Origin of the sequence: Kangiella sp. HZ709 (assembly GCF_009674675.1) — a bacterium.
In the GTDB taxonomy this organism is placed as follows: domain Bacteria; phylum Pseudomonadota; class Gammaproteobacteria; order Enterobacterales; family Kangiellaceae; genus Kangiella.
Genome location: NZ_WKJC01000001.1, coordinates 80,733 through 99,854, shown reverse-complemented (window position 1 = coordinate 99,854; position 19,122 = coordinate 80,733). Strand labels below are relative to the sequence as shown.

19 protein-coding genes are annotated in these 19,122 nt (G+C 38.1%); 2 read left to right on the top strand and 17 right to left on the bottom strand.

The genetic code is table 11. The features are described 5' to 3' along the window. Positions 1–126 precede the first annotated feature (126 nt). From GJS41_RS00505 to GJS41_RS00430, 16 genes are all read right to left on the bottom strand, one after another. Positions 127–681: a TlpA disulfide reductase family protein gene (locus GJS41_RS00505; RefSeq protein WP_154245392.1), complete on the bottom strand. Its 555-nt coding sequence runs from the start codon at positions 679–681 to the stop codon at positions 127–129. A 76-nt stretch (positions 682–757) separates the two neighbouring features. Further along, positions 758–1,462 carry a M48 family metallopeptidase gene (locus GJS41_RS00500; RefSeq protein WP_154245391.1) on the bottom strand — a complete coding sequence of 235 codons (705 nt, stop codon included), beginning with the start codon at positions 1,460–1,462 and terminating at the stop codon, positions 758–760. Positions 1,463–1,472: 10 nt separating this feature from the next. After that, positions 1,473–1,757: a GIY-YIG nuclease family protein gene (locus GJS41_RS00495; protein ID WP_154245390.1), complete on the bottom strand. Its 285-nt coding sequence runs from the start codon at positions 1,755–1,757 to the stop codon at positions 1,473–1,475. Next, positions 1,754–2,263 (bottom strand): C40 family peptidase, encoded by a 510-nt coding sequence (locus GJS41_RS00490; RefSeq protein ID WP_154245389.1) that lies wholly within the window; start codon positions 2,261–2,263, stop codon positions 1,754–1,756. The genes GJS41_RS00495 and GJS41_RS00490 overlap by 4 nt, the downstream gene beginning before the upstream one ends. A gap of 62 nt (positions 2,264–2,325) precedes the next feature. Continuing rightward, positions 2,326–3,369: a serine/threonine protein kinase gene (locus GJS41_RS00485; RefSeq protein WP_154245388.1), complete on the bottom strand. Its 1,044-nt coding sequence runs from the start codon at positions 3,367–3,369 to the stop codon at positions 2,326–2,328. Further along, complete coding sequence (locus tag GJS41_RS00480; protein ID WP_154245387.1) at positions 3,353–4,894, bottom strand: SulP family inorganic anion transporter; 1,542 nt, start codon at positions 4,892–4,894, stop codon at positions 3,353–3,355. The genes GJS41_RS00485 and GJS41_RS00480 overlap by 17 nt, the downstream gene beginning before the upstream one ends. A gap of 168 nt (positions 4,895–5,062) precedes the next feature. Next, on the bottom strand, positions 5,063–6,211 hold the full coding sequence (locus GJS41_RS00475; RefSeq protein ID WP_154245386.1) for a GNAT family N-acetyltransferase: 1,149 nt from the start codon (positions 6,209–6,211) through the stop codon (positions 5,063–5,065). A gap of 338 nt (positions 6,212–6,549) precedes the next feature. After that, on the bottom strand, positions 6,550–7,116 hold the full coding sequence (locus GJS41_RS00470; protein ID WP_154245385.1) for a lipocalin family protein: 567 nt from the start codon (positions 7,114–7,116) through the stop codon (positions 6,550–6,552). A gap of 106 nt (positions 7,117–7,222) precedes the next feature. Next, complete coding sequence (locus GJS41_RS00465) at positions 7,223–7,456, bottom strand: TIGR02647 family protein (protein ID WP_154245384.1); 234 nt, start codon at positions 7,454–7,456, stop codon at positions 7,223–7,225. Between the two features lie 103 nt (positions 7,457–7,559). Continuing rightward, complete coding sequence (locus tag GJS41_RS00460) at positions 7,560–9,770, bottom strand: M3 family metallopeptidase (RefSeq protein WP_154245383.1); 2,211 nt, start codon at positions 9,768–9,770, stop codon at positions 7,560–7,562. A 154-nt stretch (positions 9,771–9,924) separates the two neighbouring features. Continuing rightward, the gene (locus GJS41_RS00455) at positions 9,925–11,202 is read right to left on the bottom strand and encodes an MFS transporter (RefSeq protein WP_154245382.1); all 1,278 of its coding nucleotides are present in this window, start codon (positions 11,200–11,202) and stop codon (positions 9,925–9,927) included. A 38-nt stretch (positions 11,203–11,240) separates the two neighbouring features. Continuing rightward, positions 11,241–12,185, bottom strand: coding sequence for an L-histidine N(alpha)-methyltransferase (gene egtD / locus GJS41_RS00450; RefSeq protein ID WP_154245381.1), 945 nt, complete (start codon positions 12,183–12,185; stop codon positions 11,241–11,243). A gap of 6 nt (positions 12,186–12,191) precedes the next feature. After that, positions 12,192–13,484 carry an ergothioneine biosynthesis protein EgtB gene (gene egtB, locus GJS41_RS00445; RefSeq protein ID WP_154245380.1) on the bottom strand — a complete coding sequence of 431 codons (1,293 nt, stop codon included), beginning with the start codon at positions 13,482–13,484 and terminating at the stop codon, positions 12,192–12,194. Next, positions 13,474–14,337, bottom strand: coding sequence for a PhzF family phenazine biosynthesis protein (locus tag GJS41_RS00440; protein ID WP_154245379.1), 864 nt, complete (start codon positions 14,335–14,337; stop codon positions 13,474–13,476). The genes egtB and GJS41_RS00440 overlap by 11 nt, the downstream gene beginning before the upstream one ends. Before the next feature lie 9 nt (positions 14,338–14,346). Beyond that, on the bottom strand, positions 14,347–15,294 hold the full coding sequence (locus GJS41_RS00435) for an aldo/keto reductase (RefSeq protein ID WP_227551216.1): 948 nt from the start codon (positions 15,292–15,294) through the stop codon (positions 14,347–14,349). Between the two features lie 41 nt (positions 15,295–15,335). Beyond that, positions 15,336–16,844, bottom strand: coding sequence for a DUF4407 domain-containing protein (locus GJS41_RS00430; protein WP_154245378.1), 1,509 nt, complete (start codon positions 16,842–16,844; stop codon positions 15,336–15,338). A 238-nt stretch (positions 16,845–17,082) separates the two neighbouring features. Here GJS41_RS00430 and GJS41_RS11625 point away from each other — a divergent pair, with 238 nt between their 5' ends. Together GJS41_RS11625 and GJS41_RS00420 are read left to right on the top strand one after the other, a co-directional pair. Next, on the top strand, positions 17,083–17,652 hold the full coding sequence (locus GJS41_RS11625; protein WP_154245377.1) for a YSC84-related protein: 570 nt from the start codon (positions 17,083–17,085) through the stop codon (positions 17,650–17,652). An 85-nt stretch (positions 17,653–17,737) separates the two neighbouring features. Beyond that, positions 17,738–18,274, top strand: a complete 537-nt coding sequence (locus GJS41_RS00420) for a GlsB/YeaQ/YmgE family stress response membrane protein (protein WP_154245376.1) — start codon at positions 17,738–17,740, stop codon at positions 18,272–18,274. Positions 18,275–18,343: 69 nt separating this feature from the next. Here the strand turns inward: GJS41_RS00420 and GJS41_RS00415 are convergent, their stop codons facing one another. Beyond that, positions 18,344–19,051 carry a hypothetical protein gene (locus GJS41_RS00415; RefSeq protein WP_154245375.1) on the bottom strand — a complete coding sequence of 236 codons (708 nt, stop codon included), beginning with the start codon at positions 19,049–19,051 and terminating at the stop codon, positions 18,344–18,346. Positions 19,052–19,122 lie beyond the last annotated feature (71 nt).

The following is a 19,122-nucleotide window of genomic DNA, read 5'->3' as shown; positions in this document are numbered from 1 at the left end:
AAACCAGTGCTTATTCGATTAAAATTCGAGCGAATTGTAGGAAATTAACTATTAGGAGTCAATCTTGAGCACCATTATTTAAACACTCAAGATGACTCATCATCGGTTTAAAGCTAAAGCTAAGTTTTACTCAGCAGAGTCGTCTAATAAACCCAGTTGTTCCTTAGCGAAATATTCTAATGCCGGATGATCTGGGTTAGAGAAGTTACCAAGGCCTAAAACCTCACCCTCTGTGCTAATAAAAGCTAAGGTGGGAGTTCCGCGAATGCCATATTCTTGCCCGATCTCATCTGCATCAAGCGCTACCTCAAATTGATAGCCTCTTTCTTTCATATAGGCCGCAGGGTCCCCGTCTTCGCGGACATTCATTGCTATAACAGTAAAGCCTTGGTCTTTATATTTTTCATACACTCTATTAACGCCTGGAAATAACTTTTTGCAATAAGGACACCAGGTGGCCCAAAAGACCAGCAATACCGGCTTTCCCTTATAGTCTTTAATCGAAATATTTTGCCCTTTGAAGTTTTTTAGAGTCCATTCAATTCCAGGATATTTATCCTCAGCTTCCACTGCTTTTTTAGCAGCCTCTTTAGCGCTAGCAGTTGCAGTGAAAATCAATAGGATCAGAGCGAGTAAATATTTCATAGTTATTGGACATATCAGTTTAAATGAATATGTCATTTAGTCTCTTAACTAAGCTGTTTGTTACAAGGTTCGGAATAGGTTTTGGCAGGATCAATAATAAGCATAGACAAACTTAGTAATACCAAAGTTTATGGCCATTGTGTTTAAGCCATTTCTCAGCTTCTTGATAATGCTTATCGTAATGCAACACTAGATGCCAGAAGGAACTTGAGTGATTTTGATGCACTAGATGACACAGTTCATGCACTATCAGATAGTTCATAACAAATTCCGGTGCCAATAAAATTAGTGGATTAAACTGTAAAACACCTGTCGCAGTACAGTGTCCCCACTTAGTCTTAGTTTTACGAAACTTAATCGCTGAGACCTTATCCCAAAGTTGCATCTCTTTAGCAAATAGCTCAACTAATTCAGGTATTTCTACATTGGCTTGTTTAATAAGCCACCGGTCCATAACTTTAAGGGTATTTTCTTGGCTTTGTTCGGACAGTTTTAACAATAGATTAGAACCAGTCAACTTAGAGCCATTACGCTTAGCACTTTGCAATTCCAGAGTTATTTCATAACCCATAAAAGGAATTATTGCTCCATCTTGAATCTTTATTACCTCAGCCTGCTTCTCTTCTTGCTCAACCAGTTTATTCAATATCCATTGGCGTTTTTCTGCTACAAAATCATTAATAAAAGCCATTGGAGTTCTGTGTGGTGCTCGTATTTCTACCGAGTTATTATCAATATGGATCGCGACCGTTTTACGTTTAGATCGAGTAATAAAAAAGTTGATATCTGACGATTCAGAAAACGGTGCTTTAATCATGAAATATAAATCAAGTGATTTCGTTAATAACTAAATGACCACAAGCCAATAATTTTTTTTGCTCGGCGGTTAACTTTTTGACTTTCATCTCTGCTTTTAAGGCCAAAGATTTATCGGCAAAGGCATGGTGATAAATCATAGTTAAAGGCTGTTTCCCCCTAAGATACTTAGCGCATTTTGGCCCATTAGATTGATGCTCTTCAAAACGCCTTTCTAAATCCAAAGTGATGCCCGTATAAAGCTGCCCTTCACGACAACGTAAAATGTAGAGATGCCAGCCTTTGTCATCAGTCATCGGTACAGCCGCCCTGCTTTTACTAAGCGTGGCTTAAAATAAGGGTTATCCATAGAAGCTACTTTAACTTCTTTACCGCTAGAAGGCGCGTGAATAAATTTCCTATCGCCAATATAAATCGTCACATGGGTTGGAGTTGAGCTGGTTTTGTAAAACAATAAATCTCCTGGACGTAAATCTTTTAAACTCACGGTTTTAGACTGCGCATACTGGGCTTTAGACACTCTTGGCATTCCCTTTGATACTTGGCTATGAGTAAACAAAACTAAACCGCTGCAGTCAAATCCCTCTAACGGATTAGAGCCTCCGTAGCGATAAGGCTGACCAAGCATCCTTTTCGCCATTGAGACAATAGCGTTGGCTTTTTTAGCATCGTATTTAATATAGCGGGAGGACACAGGATGTTGAGAGCTCTGTGAACTAGCTTGCCTTGAGTCGGAACCACAGGCCGAAAGCAACAAAGCGGCGCTGGATAGAATTATAGTTTTATAACTAAGTTTGTGCATAGCTAGAGACTAACACGAGAAAACTGAATTTACACTAAACAGAAACCTATAATACCAAACCGTTAAAATAATTTTAAAGGATTCTCTGCTATCTCTTGTAACTCAGAAAATTGCGCTCTTAGATCTAAGACATGCTGCTCCCAATAATTTACAGAAGCAAACTGAGGGAACGCTTGAGGGAAAGCTGGATCTGACCAACGCTCAGCGATCCATGCAGTATGTTGAATCATGCGTAAAGCCCTTAATGGTTCAATCAAAGCTATTTGCGAATAATCGAAATCACAAAATTCCTGATAGCCTTCGACGACTTCTGAAAGCAGCTTGATCCGATTAGTTCTATCACCGGATAACAGCATCCAAAGATCTTGAATTGCTGGCGCCATCCTCGCATCATCAAAATCAATAAAATGCGGATTATCATCTCGCCACAAAATATTACCCGGGTGACAGTCACCTTGAGTCCTTATAAATTCAATTTTATCCAGACTTTCCCACTGGCGATCTACGACTTTTAAAACATCATTAACTAAACTTGAATAAGCGGTTTTCAATTCGAAAGGAATCGCTTTTTCACTTACAAACTGAGCCTTCTCAAAACCAAAAGTTTGAGTATTCAGTTGTGGTCTATAAACAAAAGGCTTAGCTTTACCAACGGCATGAATTCTTCCTAGAAACCTACCAAGAGTAAATAAATTATCAAGGTTGTCTAACTCTGGGGCATGACCACCCTTTCGTTCAAACACTGACAAACTAAAATCGCCAGCTTTAAAAAGTGATTGTCCGTCGATTGCTATTGGTGGAACTACAGGTAACTCTGCCTCAGCCAACTCAAAGCAAAAACTATGCTCTTCAGTTATTTGCTCAGGAGACCAACGCTCGGGACGATAAAATTTGGCGATAATAGGCTGTCGGTCTTCAAGACCTATCTGGTAGACCCTATTTTCATAGCTATTAAGGGTTAAAATCCTGCCATCGGTCATATACCCCAGAGCATCAATACTGTCGAGGATAAAGTCAGGAGTGAGCTGTTCAAAAGGATGAGATGAGCTGTCATCATTTGATAAAAGCTCATCGCTTGGATAGTAACGGTTACCCGAGTTCGTCATCGGCTACAAAGTATTTTGGATCGCGCTTAGTATCAACTTCTACGGCAGCGCCAGCTTTGGTTAATAATTTCTGACAATCAGGACTTAAATGTAATAGATGAATTTTTTTGCCGGCACTCTGATAACGAACAGCTAATGCATCAATAACTTCAAGACCGGAATGGTCCCAAACTCTTGAGTCCGCAAAATCTACATACACTTCATCTAAATCAGTTCTTGCGGAAAATTGTTCTGAGAAATGAGTAGTTGAGCCAAAGAATAAGGGACCACGAACCGTGTAGTAAGCTTTTCCATTTTTTTCTTGGCGACGAACACGAACTCGTTTGGCGCTTTGCCATGCAAACACTAGTGCTGACAAGATAACACCTACAAAAACCGCTACTGCTAAATCCGTCAACACAGTAACCACTGACACGGTGACCAAAACAAGTGCATCTGTTAATGGAATTTTGCGCATAATTCTAAAGCTAGACCACTCAAAGGTTCCGATAACAACAATAAACATGACACCCACTAAGGCGGCAACAGGAATCATCTCAATTAATGGAGAAGCAAATAAAATAAAAATTAATAAAGCAATTGCTGCAGTAATACCTGACAAACGGCCACGACCACCAGAATTAACGTTAATCATGGATTGACCAATCATGGCACAACCGCCCATACCACCAAAGAAACCTGTAGCAGTATTAGCCATTCCTTGAGCAAAACATTCGCGATTACCTTGACCACGTGTTTCAGTAATTTCATCAATCAATCGTAAAGTTAGTAATGATTCAATTAAGCCAATTGCCGCTAAAATAATGGAGTATGGGAAAATAATCTTTAAGGTTTCCATATTAAATGGAACACTTGGAATGCTAAATTCAGGGAAACCGCCGGCAATTGAAGCTACATCACCCACAGTTTTACTCGGTAAGCTAAACCCAATAGCGACAAGTGAAACAATTAAAATTGCCGCTAACGATGAAGGAATAGCTTTAGTTAATTTTGGCAAAAATTGAATTATCACCATAGTAGCAATAATCAAACCAATCATTAGCCACAAAGATTCACCTTGTAACCAAGTTCCGTCTAGCCAGCCCCACTTTCCTTCTGGGGTAAAGGACTGCAAGCTAGGAATTTGCGCTAATAGAATTACTATCGCTAAGCCATTGACAAAACCCAGCATTACGGGGTGTGGCACCATACGAATAAATTTACCAAGTTTTAGCCAACCAGCAAGCATTTGAATAACCCCTGTTAGCACCACTGCTGCAAATAAATACTGTACATCATGCTCTGCAACTAAAGCCACCATCACGACGGCCATTGCACCCGTCGCACCGGAGATCATACCTGGGCGACCGCCAAAGATAGAAGTAATCAGACCCACCATAAATGCCGCATATAAACCAACCAGTGGTTCAACACCTGCTACGAAGGCAAATGCTACCGCTTCAGGGACTAAAGCTAATGCCACGGTTAAACCAGACAAAACATCATTTTTCGCACTAGCGGTGGTATTTCGTATTAAATCAATCATGAAACTCTCAATATAATGCCAAAGGCAAAGATGGCGCGCATTTTACGCACTTAATGACGTATAAACTAGGGAAACCAAGAATTTTTATTGCTTAACTAGTGGGTTTGGGCATTTAGCACTCAAGCCAAAAATGCGAGATAGCTGTTAAGCTGCCTTAATAAGTACAACTTATAACTGCTTCTTATAAGCACTATGCTTAATATAATATTGCCTTCTTTGAAGGATAAGCTGCTTTTCAGAAATAACGGATTGCTCTATTGCGACTCTCGATTCCTGATCCGAAATGTGATGATAAGATTTGGTAAGGATTGGTTCAAATCCGCGCGCGAGCTTATGTTCACCTTGCGCACCAGGTTCAAACACGCGTAATTTATTTTCAATGGCAAACTCGATACCTTGATAGTAGCAAGTTTCAAAGTGTAACCCTGACGAGTCTTCAAAAGCCCCCCAATAACGACCGTATAAATGAGAATTCGAGTAAAAAAATAATGCCCCGGCTAAAACGGTGTCGCCTTTTCGAGCAAACAATAGCAAACAGTTATCAGGCAAAGCTTTCGACAACCCAAGAAAGAACTCTTTATTTAATTGAGCCCAGCCTGACTTTTTAGCAAAAGTATGGCTATATAGCTGATAAAACAGCAGCCATTGCTCTTTAGTCGCATCTTTTGCTTTGACGCGCTCAAAGCTCCAACCAGCTTGCTGTACTTTAGCTCTTTCTTGACGAATGTTTTTACGTTTTTTAGGTTTAAGGCACATCAGGAATTCTTCAAAATCTTGAAAACCTTGATTATGCCAATGAAATTGTAGATCCGTTCGTTCAAATAATGCTGCGTCCTTAATTAAGGTTAGCTGCTTTAAAGAGTCTGACATTTGATCATCAAAATTAATATGCCAACCACTCAATTGACTCTGCTCACACCAGTCACAAATAGTTTCAAACCAGCTTTGCTGTTCTTCAAAAGATAATGCACCAATAATTTTAGGAGCCAAACATGGCGTTACGGGAGTCGCGCTTAAGAGCTTTGGATAGTAGTCCAAGCCTCTCCTGTGATAAAAATCAGCCCATGCCCAATCAAATACATATTCGCCATATGAATGGCTTTTGATATAGCTTGGAATAACCGCTTTTAAAGTCGGGTTGGTTGCATTCTTTTCCTCATATAAACAAAGATGCAAGGCTTGCCAACCATTATCCGGCGTAACGACACCAGAAGTTTCAAATAGCTTCAAAAACTCATAGCTGACTAAAGGATTGGTAGTATCAGGCCAGTTTTCACAACCAATATTACTAATGCTTGTCTGTGGGATAAATATCATACGAAGATATACTACAACAAAGTCTATAGTATTAGCTTAAAGCTCGCTTGATAAAACTACAAATCAATTTTCAAAAAAAAAGCCAAGCACGAAGCTTGGCTAAAAAATTACTTAGGAGTAATTTTTGGGGTATGATAAGACTAACAAAAACAATTATATAAGGGTAAAAGCTACAGTTGCGAATACTACTGAGATAACAATCACCTCTAAAGCATTTTCTAGATACTCGCTCATTACAGTCTCCTTCGGCTCAACAGCCATTGCCATAACACGCAACGAATTTTACGCCTGTTTTATGACAATATTAAGACAAATTCACAAGATGAATTCTAATACCATTAATTAGATTTTCTAATGCCTAAAGGCTGTTGCGGTACTTTCTGCAGCTCGGTGATATCATAACCTTCTTGCTGGATGATATTGACCAATTTTTGGTATCGGGCGTTTGTGATTATAGGCGTTCTTGCCATGATCCAAACATAATCTCTATCACTACGTCCTATAATTGTTTCACTGTAGTCGGTATCCAAGTAAACAATGCGGTATTCCATTTCTATAGGCCAAATAAACTGCATTCCCCATACGGCATTACTCTCATGGTCCCATATAAAACCTTTGGGGTTATAGACTTTATACTCCCCATCAAAAGAGCCTTGATTGAAACGAAATTGAGTGAGAATGTCGCCATCTTCATCTAACTTATAGGATTCGACGGCATTGTGAGCGCCTTTTTCGATATAAGTTGGTATATTGGCGATAACGTACCAATCACCCATAAAGCGTTCTAGATCCACTTTAGCTTCAGTGCGGATCGGCGGTAAACTGCTGCAAGAGGATAGAATCATTGCTCCCAAAGAAGCAATGCCAACAGCACGCACTTTTTTCAAACTGATGTTTTTAAACATTGACCACAAAATTCCACAGGTTTTGAGTTAAGTTAGCAAAACCCATGTGAATCTATAGTCAAAAAGAAATGAGCAATTTAGTTGATAAGCTGATTAATGAGAAGAATTATTGTTTTAATAATGACAATAGCATTTGAGCATGCTCTGCTGCCTCATGCCCCATATCCGTTAAATAGCCGCCATCTGGTAAGCTTGTGATGCCTTTGTCGAATAAGCTCTGCGCAGCTTGGATACTTTCTTGAGATGCATTTGAATGAATTTTTATACCTTGTTGAGTGGTATCTAGATTAAACATTGCAAGCAAGCGTATTTCTTCAAGTAATTCGTTACTAATGGACATATATTCTCCTTTTTTATTGTTATACCCAATTCATTTGATAAGGACAATAAAAAAGCCGCATTCAGCGGCTTTTTATAAAATAACACCATCACTAATTAATGCGCTAGTCAATTAGACCACGACTTTTAAGTAGGTATTTAGGATCGGCTTCTTTACCTCTGAACTTTTTATATAAAGTTAAGGGATCTTCAGTGCCGCCTTTTGATAAAACATTATCGACAAAAGCTTTTGCTGTTTTTTCATCAAAAATACCATTCTCACGGAAGGCTTGATAAGCATCTGCACCAAAAATATCAGACCAAATATAACTGTAATATCCGGCAGAGTAACCCCCAGAGAAAATATGCGAGAAATAAGTCGTACGATATCGAGGAGCAATTTCACTAATAAGACCGTACTTTTCTAGTACTTTGTTTTCAAAAGCATCAGCATCACGGATTTCACCATCATCGATAGTATGCCATGCTAAATCTAATAGAGTAGCTGCCATATATTCTGTAGTGGCAAAGCCTTGATTAAACTTGCTTGCGGCTTGAATCTTTTCTACTAACTCTTGCGGGATCACTTCGCCTGTTTTGTAGTGTTTAGCAAATTGCGCCAATACTTCAGGTTCAGTCATCCAGTTCTCGTGAACTTGTGATGGAAACTCTACAAAGTCACGCGGGACAGAAGTGCCGGTTTGTGATGGATAAACACCATTAGACAAAAAACCGTGCGCAGCATGACCAAACTCGTGGAACAAAGTACTAGCTTGATCAAAAGTTAACAAGGTAGGTTCATCACCCACTGGACGCGGATAATTTAAAACGTTCACAATAATTGGCTTATGGAATTTACCATTTTGATCAACGTATTGCTTACGATAAGAGTTCATCCATGCGCCACCTCGTTTACTCTCACGAACATAGAAATCAGTTAAATAGATACCGATTAATTCACCTTGAGGGTCTCGTACTTCAAATGTGCGAACATCTTCATGGTAAGTCGGAAGATCGAAACGTTCCTTAAAGTTCATACCATAAAGCTTGTTCGCAATATAGAAAACACCTTGTAGTGAGTTTTCTAAGGAGAAATAAGGTTTCACGATTTCTTGATCGATTTGATAATCTGCTTTTAGGATTTTTTCTGAGTAATGACGCCAATCAGAAGCTCTAAATTTAAAGTCGCCTCCCTCTTCATCAATCATTTTTTGCATTAAGGCCACTTCATTTTGAGCTTGCTTAATAGCAGCTGGCCAAATTTGATCCAATAATTTGTAAACATTATCGGCGTTCTTAGCAACTCGTGATTCAAGAATAAAATCAGCGTGATTTTTATAACCCATCAAAGTGGCTTTTTGCGAACGCAGAGCTGCAATCTTAGCTGCTACTTCTTTATTATCGTTGGCATTATCATTATCACCACGATTAATATAACCCTGATAAATTCTTTCTCTTAAGTCGCGATTAGTAGAGTAAATCAAGAAAGGGTTTTTAGACGGTCTATGCGTTGTAAAAACCCATTTACCTTCATGCCCACGTTTTTTAGCCGTTTCTGCAGCAGCATCAATAACATTCTGTGGTAGGCCAACTAAGTCTTTTTTGTTTTCAAGAACCATCTCCCAGTTATTATTTTCAGCAAGTACATTCTCGCCAAACTGGATAGTTAACTCTGAAAGTTTCTGATTCAGTTCTCGCAGCTTGCCTTTTTGCTCTTCAGATAACTCTGCACCACCACGAACAAAACCCTTATATCGATCTTCCAAAAGCTTCATTTGATCTGCACGCAAACCTAGTTCGTTGCGTTTATCATAAACAGCTTTCACCCGAGCAAACAGTTTCGGATTTAAATTAATATCGTCATTTAATGATGACAATAATGGACCTACCTTTCTAGAGATACCTTGCAGCTCAGAATTAGTGTGAGCTGAAGTCAAGTTAAAGAATACATTGGCTACTCGTGTTAAATCTTTACCACCATATTCTAATGCCTCAATGGTATTAGCAAAGGTAGCTTCGCTAGTACTATTAGCAGCCATTTCAATTTCTTCTTTGGCTTTTTTGATAGCAACGTCAAATGCTTCTTTATAATGTTTATTTTCAATTTTATCGAATGGAGGAATACCAAAAGGGGTTTCCCAAACCATAAAGAATGGATTTCCACCTTCTATTCTGTCTGGCTTCACTGGCGTTTTCTTCATGTCGTCTTGCACTTTAACCGTAGTTTGTTCAACTTTAGCCGTTTTGGCTTCTTCCTTTTTTACTGATTCGCCGCCTTTGTCGCATGCAGTTAAAAACACCGCAGAAACAGCAAAGCTAATAGCTAGTTTATTCATTTGCTAAATACTCGTGGTTTATATTAATTTTAGTAGTGCATTTAATAACATAAATAACTGAAAAAAACAGTCATTTCTGTCTATATTTATTTAAGTTATTGAATTTTACTGGTCTTATCAGACCAACTTTATGTAACAATTTATGAAATTGAAATCACATTGCTGGCTGTTCTAACTTTTGTTCGTTGTCTTGGGACTGTTTGATCATTAAGGCTTGTTGCTTTCTAGTAGCTAGCATCAAGATAACCGAGGCCATAACTAAAACTGCTCCGATTAGAATAACTAGAGTAGCACTGATTACGCTCAGAGGACCGCCGACAATTGATATAATGACGTTGGTGATGCAAAAAACTGAAGTTTGCAAACCCATAACCTTTCCCTGGCCTAAATGACCAAAGTACTTTGACAAGTAAGTTGGCACCATACCGTTAGCAATAGCAATCCAACCTCCGATTAAGAAGAAAATTGGATAGATATACACTTCATTAGAAAATGGCTGAATAGCAAACAGGATAACCAAAGCGGCACCACCTATAATCATTGACTTGATTTCGCCATATTTGAAATTGACTTTATCAACTACAAAACTACTGACAAGAATCATGCAGGCAGTCAAAGCGACGGTTGCCCAAGCAATACCCCGACTATCAAACTGCAAGTTATCGACAAACCAAACGGGATAAAAATCATAAAAAGCATTTAGGCCCATCGAATACAAAAAATAAAACCAGAATATTGGCAATACTTCTTTATGCTTTAATACTGTTAACGAATTGTTTTTTCGGATCAGCTGCCAAAACTCAAGCTTGTCTTGACTAGCTGGTTTTTTAGTACTTTTCTGGCGAGCTTCAATGGTGAAGTAGACCATAACAAAAGCAATGCCAATACCCACGGCAGCAATATTAAATACATTGGCAACCCCATAAATCATTAAGAAACCACCGATGAGTGGTCCAATCAACCAACCTGCATAGGTCGATGCATAAACAAGCGATATTGCTTTAGTACGTTCTATATGAGGGTGCAATTCGGCACCAATAGCTCGAGCGATAGAAATATTACCCTCGCAAATGCCCGTGACTAACCTTGCTAAGGTAAAGGCTATAAAGGACTCATAAATGACCGCTAGGGCTGTTAGTAAATAGCCAATAAAACTACCAAATAAAGTAAGTAATAAAACTTTGCGACGGCCATAATGATCTGACAAGGCTCCAACAAAAATACTTCCTATAAGTAAACCTAGTGGGTAAATCGCTAATGAAAAACCAAGTAATACCTTGGGGTGGATCCCTAGAAAGTTAGTAAGATCATTTGGAATTTGATCTAGGAAGTATGGTGCCAACACAGGGTATGGCATAGCAATACCTGCAGTGCCCAGTAAGGATATGACCATCACACTGGCAAGCACTAATCTGGCTTTTTTTGGCCCCATAAGCTCCCTGTTTTTTTAGATAAGTTTTATTGCGTTGACTAGTCGTTTATCGATTTAAAATAATTTACGCTAAAAAGTCGATCTTTATCGAACCAAGATTTTATCAATTTAAAACCAGATTTGTTAGCCATATTGATAATATCTTCTTCAGTAAATTTATAAGAGTTCTCGGTATGAATCGTTTCACTTTGCTCGAATCTAATGGTTTGCCCCAATAACCTCACAGTTTGCGGGCTGTTACTGATTAAATGCATTTCAATCCGCCTTAGCGAATCATTATAAAATGCTCTATGTGAAAATTCACTTATATCAAAGTCAGCATTAAACTTTTCATTTAAATTAAATAACATATTCAAGTTAAATGCGGCGGTGATTTGCCTAGAATCATTATAGGCAGGCTCTAAAATTGACTTAGCTTTATGTAAATCCATACCAATTAAGATACCTCCATCATCGCCAACTAACTTACGCATATTTTTTAAAAATTTAATGGCGTTTTCTGGTTCAAAATTCCCAATGGTAGAACCTGGATAAAAAACAAACTTAGGTTCATTAGCCATGTTTTCCGGTAACACTATCGGTTTTGAGAAGTCGCTAACGATAGGCTGGACATTGAGCCATGGAAAATCTTGCTTTAGTTCATCTGCTGCTTGATTCAAAAAACGCCTAGATACATCTTGAGGGAAAAAAGCCTTAGGTTTTAACTCATCCAATATTAAGCGTACTTTTGAGCAATTGCCCGCCCCTGGCTCAATTAAAACAATACCTTGCCCTAAATAAGAAGCAATTTCAGCGGTGTTGTTTTTTAAAATTTCTATTTCAGTACGAGTCGGATAATACTCTTCTACAGCAGTGATTTTTTCAAAAAGCTGAGAACCTTTCTTGTCATAGAAATACTTTGGGTTAAGACTTTTTTGCTTTTTGGTTAACCCATTCAAGAGCTCTAGCTCTTCAAGGTTTAATTCTAGTTCAGTTGTTTTCATTGTATTTTATAAATCTCTTGCTAATCGTATCCCGGAGAATTGCCATCTAGCGTCCGGATAAAAAAAGTTTCTGTAACTAGAACGAATATGCTCGCTAGATGTTACACAAGAACCTCCTTTTAATACCTGCTGATTACACATAAATTTACCGTTATATTCTCCGACTGCACCTTTTGCAGGATTAAAACCTGGATGAGGGCCGTATGCTGTAGAAGTCCACTCCCAGACATCACCATACAACTGTTTTACTTCCAAAGGCTGTTCATTCTTCTCAGTCTGCAAACGTCCAGACTCAACAAAGTTACCTTTAATCTCAAATTTACTCGCGACATGCTCCCACTCCGCTTCAGTGGGCAAACGAGCGTTACTCCACCTTGCAAAAGCGTCAGCTTCGTAAGCACTAACATGTGATACTGGAGCACCCAAATTTAATGGCTGCACACCATTGAGTCCGTATTGATACCAATCACCATCACGCTTAAACCAATACAAAGGACATTTCCAGCCATTAGATTTTACTGTAGTCCAGCCATCACTTAACCAATAGTCGGACGAGACATAGCCATTAGCTTCAATAAACTGTAAAAAGTCTGCATTAGTTACCAGTCGATCAGCAATTTCGAATGCTTGTAGATAGACCTTGTGCTGCGGGGTTTCATTATCAAAAACAAAAAATTTGTCTGTATTATTTACCCCAAGAGTGGTCATTTGTTCCGGATACGCAATCCACTTTATAGGAGCAATTTGTGGGCTTCTTCCTTGGTTAATTTTATCGGCAGTCTGAGCTTGGTATGACGGTAACAAAGGGTTTTGATACCAATTGTATAAAAGATCTGTAAAAAATAGCTCTTGGTGCTGCTGCTCATGGTTAATGCCTAAAATCAGCAAAGATGCTACTTCATCAGGCACTTGATCAAAAGACTCGATCAACTTCACGATACGAGTATTGATATTTGCTCGATATTCATACACCTCTTTAACCGTAGGGCGAGATAGTAAAGAGCGCTTAGCTCTTAAAAATTGCTCACCAACACCGTTGTAATAAGAGTTAAATAAATACTCATAGTGCTTATTAAAAGGTATAAAATTTATTTCAGTGGTTTTTAAAATAAAGGTTTCAAAAAACCAACTGGTATGGGCTAAATGCCACTTTACAGGACTAGTATCTGCGATAGCTTGCAGACCATAGTCTTCTATTTCTAGGGGCTGACAATAAATTTCACTATGCTGCCTTACTTTTAAAAATTGCGCGATTAACTGCTGCTTATTAGCAAGACTAAAACGTACTTCAGAACTCAAACAAAACTCCTAATTCAGACATTATTTCAAGGTTACCACTTATCCAAATTTTATTCTCGGCAGCTTTTGAATAAATAAGTCCACCTTGATTTGATAACTGCAAGGCCTTATAACTTGATTTTTTAAGTTTAGGATGCCAATAGCTAGTTAAAACACGAACCGCAGAGCCTGTTGCAGGATCTTCATCTACACCGTGCTGTGGGGCGAAATAACGTAAATTAAAATCACTGTGGGCATTAGCTCCTTGAGTAGCAATTAAAGCTCGAGAAGTATTTTTTTGTAATCGCTCTAAATTAACTTCAAGCCCTTTCAAATCTTTAGCCACTGGCCACTCCGCTATTAAATAGCCATTACTATCTCCCACTACTGTGACTTTATTTGGAATTTCGCTAAAGGCATTTTTCAACCAAGGGTATTTGCAATCTAGCTCTACTCTATTATCAACACCATTTGAAATAGGCACAGGAGCAAACCCTAACCAGATTTGTTCAGAAATATTAAAATCAACCTGCATTGATGGTAGTTCCAGGTGATATCCTATCGTTAACAACCGCTTTATTTTTAAAATATTCAGCAGAGCTAATAATCCATGACCACAAACTTGGATTTCATGAGTCTGGTTAAATATCCTTGTATTACAGGTTTTATCTGTACTGATGTTATTGATAAGGTGGAAAACCGTCGCATTGGCAGAGCTTTCAGCTGCTACACATTGCATTTGCCTATCATCTAAAGGCTTTGATAAGACATAGACATCCGCACAAGTTCCTTCGAGCAGTGCCGATGGGTTTTGAGCAGGTTTAGCTTGCGTATCTGCGTTTGAAAAAACGCGAACACGATGTCCCGAATCCATAAAAGAAAATTATATTAATTTTTTAAAGGATTCTACCATCAATTGGCGTGTTTTTTTATCTGGGAGTTCACCATAGCCAGCAAGCATATTATCTTTCAGGTGCTTTGCTTTGCTGGTAGCAGGAATAGCGCAAGTGACTGCTGGATGAGATATAACGAACTTTAGATAAAACTGCGCCCATGACTTACAGCCTAATTCTTGCATGTACTCAGGCAACTCTTGATTTTTACTATAGCCAAACAAGCCATTAAAAGGACGGTTTACGATTACTGCGATCCCTCTATCTAGTGCTAATGGCAGTAGTCGATTCTCAACAGCTCTGTCTTTAACATTATAAGTTAATTGGACAAAGTCTAATGGGACAGTGGCTAGTATCTTTTCCAGTTCAGCATGACTTCGGCCATGAGAAGTAGTAATACCTATATGTTTAACAATGCCCTCTTCTTGCCAGTTTCTTAAAGTATCTAGATGTAGTTGCCAGTCCACAAGATTGTGGATTTGCATTAAGTCGAATTTTTTTATTCCCCAAAGTTTCATGGACTGGCGCATCTGCTCTATGCCTTCTTGCTTTCCACGAGTCCAAACCTTAGTGGTTGAAAAGAGTTCCTTAGGATAATCTAAATTCTTCAAGCAATGTCCGATCATTTGCTCAGAGGTTCCATACATGGGGGAAGAATCAATCATAGTTCCGCCAAGCTTAAAAAAGGTTTCAATCAAGGCGGTACACTTTGTTATGTTTTCTGGAGTTAAATCCAGGCTGATATTACGACTGGTACCAAAACCAATCAGCGGAATAGATTGACCGGAAGAAGGTATCTTATTAGTTAAGATATTTCCTTTTCCAAGAACCGCTCCTGCTGCTAAATCTTTCTTAGATTTTGTGTTAGAAAAAGCCAACGGCGCCATAGTGGCAGCGGTTAGCAATGAAATTGATTTAGTAAATTGTCGTCTATTCATTGTCATCTATTCAGGAGCAAATTGTTAAATACTATAGTTCACTAGAATGATACCGTTTCCATCTCGCGAGCTTTGGATAAGCGCTCCTCTCGCGATTGACGATGCTCTTCTTCTGCAACTTCCATTAAGGTTTTTTCTTCCATTAGTGCAATGTTCATTTTTCGATACATCTTCAATGAATAAAAACTAAAAGGACTGAAAAACAACTTAATTATCACAGGCATTAACTCTATAGCAATAAAGAATATTTTGAGTAACCAGCTAAATAGGATAGCCGCTTGACCAATCTCAGGATCATTGTGAATACTTTGTAATCCTAAATAACGTCGAAGAAAGCCTGTCTTCACCTCATAGAATAAACCATCATTAACTAGCGTAACTCTATACTCTTCTAATTTTTGCTGTTTTTTCTCAATCTGTTGGTCCAACTGTGTTTTGGCTTCTAATATACTCGTTTCAAGGTTTGCTAATGTAGTGCTATTAGATTCAAACAGTACAGCCCCCCGAGCGACTAAGTTAGACTCTTTTTGAACTTCATTAACACCATCTGTGGCGGCAACAACCTGCGGAGATAAAGCATCCAACCTTGACTTTGAATCAGTTAAACGTGTTTCTAAAATAACTATTTGCTGCTCTAGGTCGGTATAGGTTTTAACTGCTCTTTGATACTTAGGGCCTTCTGTAGGTGCACGGCCATCTTTTCCTGTTCTTTCTAATAAAGCTTCATTAAACCAATAATCATATTCTTTGCGCGAGTCTGCAATCCTTTGGTTAAGGGCTGCGATTTCTGAAATTAATACTTGTTGAGATTTCTGTAGCTCGCTTAAATTGGTCTGCTTTACATTTAAGTTGTTCTTAAGTACATCAGGATCAGATGATTGTTCAGTAGCTTTATAATTATTAATATTATTACGTAACTGTTCAATCTGAATTTGTAAGTCAGCTATTCTTCTTTTATCCACATCTATGGCAGTATCGAGCTCTTTTTCATAGTCATTAAGCCGGGAAAAATATTCTCGATTATTTTGATTAGAATCTTTTTGAATTTGCTCGTCAATAGCGGTCGACTGCAGGCTGATTTCCGCTAAAGTTGCCAATCCAATAGCAATAATTAAAGAATAAATAATTCTAGGAATTAGCCCCACTAGAGTTCTTACTGGCAATCCATTTTTAAAAGGATTACGTAAAGCCCAATCAGAACCAATAATAGCTTGGTCAAGGAAAAATAAAGTTAGCGCAAAAATAAAGCCTATAACTATGGCGGCAGTTGTTCCTAAAAATAAAGAAACACCGTAGGAAAAAAGCATAAAGGTAAAAGCGAAAGTTACTAATTGGCGCCCCACCATGGCATACGCCAACATACGATCGTATTTCCCACAATCAGCTAATACCTGAGAATCGGTAAGAGACAAGAATGAAATGATTTTGAAAAAAAGTGAATCGTTTTGTTCTGCTTTATTTTCCGATTGTGCAGATTCTTCCGCTGCTTGCTTATTTGCTTCGTCACTAGCTCCTTTACCAGCATGCCCCTCGTTTGCTCGTTCTGTCATATATTGCCACCCATCCCATTATTTTCCATATCACTTTAAGCTGTTAGCTTTCACTAACTTATAGAAATATGACACAGATAATATTTCCAAGTTCTATAACTTTTGTAAATATTTGTAACTCTGATAGGAAATTAACCAAAATGTGAAGTCGATTAAGCTAATTATTACTAAAACAGGGTTCAATTTACTTTCAACAAAGTATATAAACGATTAGAGATTCGCAAATAAGGGGAACATTGTGAAAAAAATTATCAATCTGCTATTACTGGTTTCTCTAGCATCTATCTTGTCAGCCTGCTCCACTATAAAAGGCTCCACCGTTGCTGAAAAGAGAAGCTACGTCACTAACATGCAGCAGGAAACGCTCGCTCAACTTTATCAAAAACATCCGGAAGCGCGCTCAGAAATTACTGGATCAGCAGGTTATGCGATCTTTAGTAATATTAATACCAACATTATTTTTATAACTACCAGTGGCGGATATGGCATTGCCACTAATAACGCTAGTCGACATCAAACCTTTATGAAAATGGCTGGTTTTGGCGTTGGGTTAGGAGCGGGAGTCAGGGATATGCGCTTGATTATGATTTTCAATAAAGCCCATGATTTGGAGAATTTTATTGATAATGGCTGGGATCTGTCTGGTCAGGCAGGAGCTTCAGCGCAATCATCGGATCAAGGAGGACATGTTAATGCTTCCAAATCCATAGATTTTGATATTAAGACTTACCAAATCACGCAAGCTGGATTATCCGTCGAGGCAACCATTGATGGTACTAAATTCTGGCAAGATGAAGAGCTTAACTAGTTGTAATAGTTGATTAAATATTGAATTATATTGAAGTTTCGTTGTCTACTAATTATACGTTTTGAGCCATTTGGAGGGCACAGGTATGGGACAATTACTCTACGAATCGGATGAATTTATTCACTTAGAAGAAACTTATAATGATCTGAAAAGGCATGGTATCGAAGATAAAGATTTGCATGTTTTTGCAAAACAACAAGGCAAAGTCCTCAGGCACGGCTTGAATGCGGCTAACTTTTGGTATAAGACTAATTTAGTGCATGGTGCTATCAACGGCCTTTATATTGGTATTCTTGCAGGACTGCTTTTATCTGTTGTCCTGACTTATAGCAACTTTTTTGAAGGTAACTATGGAACCAGTGGCTTTATTCTAACCATGCTCTTAGGTATTGGATTTGGAGCTTGGTTAGGTGGTTTTTTAGGACTGCAATCAAGGAATCATCAGTTAAAGAAATACTACCAGTATGTGGATGACGGAAAATACTTATTGCTAATCGATGCTCGCGGTAAAGATGTAGATAATATTAAGCAAAGTATTAGAGTTAATCATCATCAACTAAAATTCCTTTCAGCAGATATTGACACTCTCGTTCCTTTTGAGACATTTCAAACCAGTCATTAAAACTAACATACAAGATAAATCTATATAAAAGCGCTAACAATTTAGCGCTTTTTGATTAATGCATGCTAGTTAAGGCTTCTTGGCCAATGTATCGTTATGACGTTGCAATAAACTTCTTAAATAATAGCCAATATCACCGACGCCTTTAAAGCCAGCATCAATCGCAGCCTTATCATCAACTGCTAACGGAATATCGCCCATAGTAGCAAATTCTTTAAGTGAGCCATAAAAACCGATGGTCATAGCATCCCAATTCGCGCCCTGCTCTTTTCTAAAAAGTAAATTTGGTTTTCTATCAATATTGATTAAATACTGACTCTCCATTTTCCTTTCAGTTAGCAAAGCTTCTTTTTGTTCTGGTAAGGCTACAAACATTTCAATATGGAATAATTTATTGGCCTTATACCACTTTGCAAAAAGACTATTGTCAGGGCCGTGCATATAAGTAGATTCTAAAAAATTAATATCTTCCGCTAAATCTTTATAGAATTTATTAAGCCTAGAGTAATTGTTATCACTGTGTAGTTTTTGATAAGAAATCACTGGCCATACGATCATCAGATCCCAATGATCACCTTGGCTATGCCTCATCAAATAAGGCGATCTAGATTTTTCATCTTGATAACTTTTAGCGCTAGAAATCACAGATTCAAGCTTTCCAGGTGTCGCTCTTACCAGATCCACTCGATATAAAAAATCAGCAGCATTATGTGGCAATTCTTTTGCACTTAAATTAAGGCTAAAAAAGAGTGAAAAGATTAAAATTATTTTTTTCATACTATACTCACAGTCGATAGATTATTTTTGATTGTACAAAGAACAGCTCAATTTGCTAGAGTAATTTAAAA